We start from the raw sequence: 3662 nt of genomic DNA, 5'->3' as shown, positions 1-3662 counted from the left end.
GCCAGGAGAACTGGCCGGCGAAGGCCCGGGCGTCGCGTTCGGCCGCGGCGACCTCGGCCTCCCAGGCCAGGAAGCCCTCCAGGCGGGCGATCTCCACGCGGGTGTCCACCTTCGGCTGCGGGGTCCGCGCCTTCGGCGGACGCTGTCTGCCACCCATTGACCGCTCCTTCGTCCCGTCGTCCGCGCCTTCGCAGCGAAACCACGCAACTACTATCAGTGACGACAGTGGGGTGCCGGGCGACTCGCCGGACCCCCGGACGTCGAATGACGTGCACGGAGGACGGACACGCTCCGCGCACGGGCGTGTACCATCGGCAAGCGTTGCGGACGGTGCACCCCCGGTCGACCGGGGCACGAGCCAGGAGGTCGGCCATGCCCGATGCCGGTCGGTTCAGCGAGGCGGGCGAGCAGGGCGAGCGGGCGGTGACGGAGGCCGCCGCCGTCCTGGAGCGCGAGCTGGCGGCCGGGCTGGCCGACGCCAAGGCGGCGGGCGAGCGCCTCGCCGACGAACACCGCGTCGACCAGGAGGAGTTCGGACGGCTGGTGCGCCGGGTGTCGGACAACACCCACGAACTGATCGACGCGGTCAGCGCCCGGGTGCTCGGCAACACCGCCGGCGACGCCGCCGAGCACACCCGCAAGATCGCCGCGAGCGCGCACGACATCGTCGACCTGCTGCTCAACCTCAGCCGCCTCGCGCCCGGCCTCGTCAACCAGGGCCTGAGCACCGCCTTCGGGCCGCAAGCCACCGAAGCCGCCGAGCCCGACGCCCGGCCCGAGGGGTGACGGCGCCCCGGCTCTCCGGTGGCGCCGCGCTCGTCGAGCGGGTGCTGGCGCGCTACCGGGAGCGCACGGTGGCCGCGCTGCTGCGGCACATCCCCGAGCAGAGCCCGCCCTACCTCTACGAGCTGGCCGCCGACTACCCGGCCCGCCCGTGCAAGGGCCTGCGTGCGGCGCTGTGCCTCGCCACCTGCGCGGCCTTCGGCGGCGACCCGGCCCGCGCGCTCAACCCGGCCGTCACCGTCGAGCTGTTCCACAACGCCTTCCTGATCCACGACGACATCCAGGACGGCAGCGAGCTGCGCCGCGGCGAGCCCACCCTCCCGGCCGCGTACGGCGTCGAGGTGGCACTCAACGTCGGCAACGCCACCCACCTGCTGGGCCTCCAACGGCTGATGGCCAACCGGCGGGGACTGGGCGGCGAACTGGCCTGGCGGCTGTTCGAGGAGACCGAGCTCATGTGCCGCCAGTCGCTGGAGGGCCAGGCGCTCGAGATCGCCTGGATCCGCGACAACGCGTGCGCCCTCGCCCCGGGCGACTACTACCGGCTGTGCCTCAAGAAGACGTCCTGGTACACCTTCCTCTACCCGTGCCGCAGCGGCCTGCTGGTCGCCGAGGGCGCCTCGGCGGACTCCAACCGGCTGGACCGCTTCGGCTGGTACCTGGGCGCGGCCTACCAGATCCAGGACGACGTGCTGAACCTCGCCGGGACGCAGGAGGAGTACGGCAAGGAGATCGCCGGGGACCTCTGGGAGGGCAAGCGGACCCTCATGCTGATCCACCTCCTGGATCGCTGCACAGCTGCCGAACGCGCCCGGGCCGAGCGGTACTTGAGCCGCACCAGGTCCCAGCGCGGCCCGGAGGCGGCCGAGGACGTGCGGTGGCTGCTCGACCGGCTCGCGGCGTACGAGTGCGTGGAGAGCGCGCGGCAGGCGGCGGACGGGCTGGTCGCGGCGGCGGAGCGGGAGATCGACGGGGTGCTCGGCTCGGCGGACCCCTGCGGGGAGCAAGAGGCGGACGAGGCGCGGGAGTTCCTCCTCGCACTCCCGGGGTTCGTGGTCGAGCGAGGGCGCTGACACCCGGCGGCCACCGGAACATCCCCGGCCGTTCACGGTCCCCAACTAACCTCTCACACAAGGGAACCGGGGGGTCCACGGGTCGCGTCACCGCGAATGCTCCAGCGTCATCAGGGGGGACCATGGCAATGCGCTCCGGACTGAGCGCTCTCGAACAGCTTGCCGCGCGACTTCCCGGAGGAGTCGAGCTGTACCGCCTCGGCCCCGACGGCCGGGTGCTCACCGCAGATCGGGGCGGGGCTCGACATCTCGGTCATCAACACGGTTCGACGACCGGCGAGTTACTGAGGTTCATCGACAGCGGCCAATACGCGCACTACTTCATCGGCGACGCCAAGACCTCGCCCGAGCGCCCCTCCAACGCCACGTACAAGCTCGGCATCGTCGCCCCGCGCAGCGCCTTCACTCCGCACGCGCACGGCGGCGAGCACCTCGTGCTCAGCCTCGGCCTCGCCTCCTGCGGGCTGTACGACGCCGAGCGGCGGCGCGTGGTGCACGTGCCGCTCACGCCGGGGCTGATGATCCGGATCCCCGAGCTGATGCCGCACTCCTTCGCCAACCGGGGTACCGGACCGCTCAACATCCTTGCGGCCAACACCGGTTACGGCATCGACCACGAGGACTACGCGATCACCGCGGCCGAGGCCGAGCGACGCGAGGACCACCAACTCGCCACCGCACTACGGGAGGTCGAGCGGCGGCAGCGGATCGGCCAGGTCGGCGCGCGGGAGCGGCTGGCCGCCGGGCTGCGCCGGTTCGCCGCCGTCCTGGAGTCGCCGCGATGATCTGCCCGCACTGCTCGCGGAACCTCCTCCAGCGCGAACGCACCCGCCGCACCTGCACGTTCTGCCGCAAGCCCTTCGCCCTCGACCCCAAGCTCGACGGCGCCGGGCTCTCCGACCTGCGGATCCGGCGGATCGCCGAGAAGATCACCGGCAACGGCCAACTCACCTGCACCATCGAGCAGTTGGGCTATGCGACCGAGCCGCGCGGACAGCGTCCGGCGGAGGCGAGCCAGGCGGCGTACGCGGGATGCTGCGCCGGCGCGGCCGGTCTCCTGCTCCTCCTGGCGGCCGTTCTGCACAACACCGTGTCGCTGGCCCTGCTGATCGCCACCGCGCTCATCCTGGTGGTCGCCCGGTACGCCGCACGCGAGTCGGCCAAGTCCGGTGGCGCCCTGGCCGTCAACCCCCGGTGGGGGCGCGGCAAGTTCGCCGACGTGATGGTCGCCCGCTGGCGCGAGGTGTACGGCACGCTGCCCGCCGGGGTGATCGAGGAGGAACGCGTGCCGTACGGGCCACCGGCGGACGGTGCCGCCTTCGCGCTGCTGTGCCCGGACCGCACCGCCGCCGCCTTCCTGCGCGCCAACGGGTACCTGGAGCGCTACCGGGCGCGGCACGTCGGCCTCGTGCACGACCTGCCGGACGACCTGCCCGTCGTCGTCCTGCACGACGCCTCCGCCCGTGGGTACCGGCTCGTCGCCGACGCCCGGGCCAAGCAGCCGGGGCGGCGGGTGCTGGACGCCGGGCTGTCGCCCGTCCTGGTGCTGGACCGCCCGGACGCCCACGTGCAACTGCGGGACCCGGCCCGGGCGGTGCGCTGGGAGCCCACGGCGGCGGGCGTCCTGCCGAAGCTGACCAGGGAGGAGACGAACTGGTTCGCCCAGGGGTGGTGGAGCCCGCTGGCGGCCGTCCCGCCGAAGCGGCTGATGGCCGTCGCCGTGAAGGCCGCCGAACTCGCCGTCGCCGCACCGGCCACCCGGCCGCCCCTCGACGCGGCCGAGGCCGACCGGCGGCGCGCGGCGGC

3 protein-coding genes and 1 pseudogene are annotated in these 3662 nt (G+C 73.5%); all 4 read left to right on the top strand.

All coding sequences use genetic code 11. The features are described from left to right. Positions 1-372 precede the first annotated feature (372 nt). A complete protein-coding gene (locus AB0O00_RS32650; RefSeq protein ID WP_363657971.1) occupies positions 373-786 on the top strand; it encodes a hypothetical protein in 414 nt (137 codons plus the stop codon). Beyond that, positions 783-1856 (top strand): polyprenyl synthetase family protein, encoded by a 1074-nt coding sequence (locus AB0O00_RS32645; protein ID WP_363657969.1) that lies wholly within the window; start codon positions 783-785, stop codon positions 1854-1856. Before AB0O00_RS32650 ends, AB0O00_RS32645 begins: the two co-directional genes overlap by 4 nt. 122 nt (positions 1857-1978) lie before the next feature. Next, on the top strand, positions 1979-2641 hold the full coding sequence (locus tag AB0O00_RS32640; RefSeq protein WP_363657967.1) for a cupin domain-containing protein: 663 nt from the start codon (positions 1979-1981) through the stop codon (positions 2639-2641). Continuing rightward, a pseudogene (locus tag AB0O00_RS32635) lies at positions 2638-3662 on the top strand (hypothetical protein); the annotation flags it as partial. The gene AB0O00_RS32640 and the pseudogene AB0O00_RS32635, both read left to right, overlap by 4 nt.

The sequence above is a fragment of the Kitasatospora sp. NPDC093558 genome (assembly GCF_040683475.1).
Classification (GTDB): Bacteria; Actinomycetota; Actinomycetes; order Streptomycetales; family Streptomycetaceae; genus Kitasatospora.
This window is presented reverse-complemented; position numbering and strand designations above follow the sequence as displayed.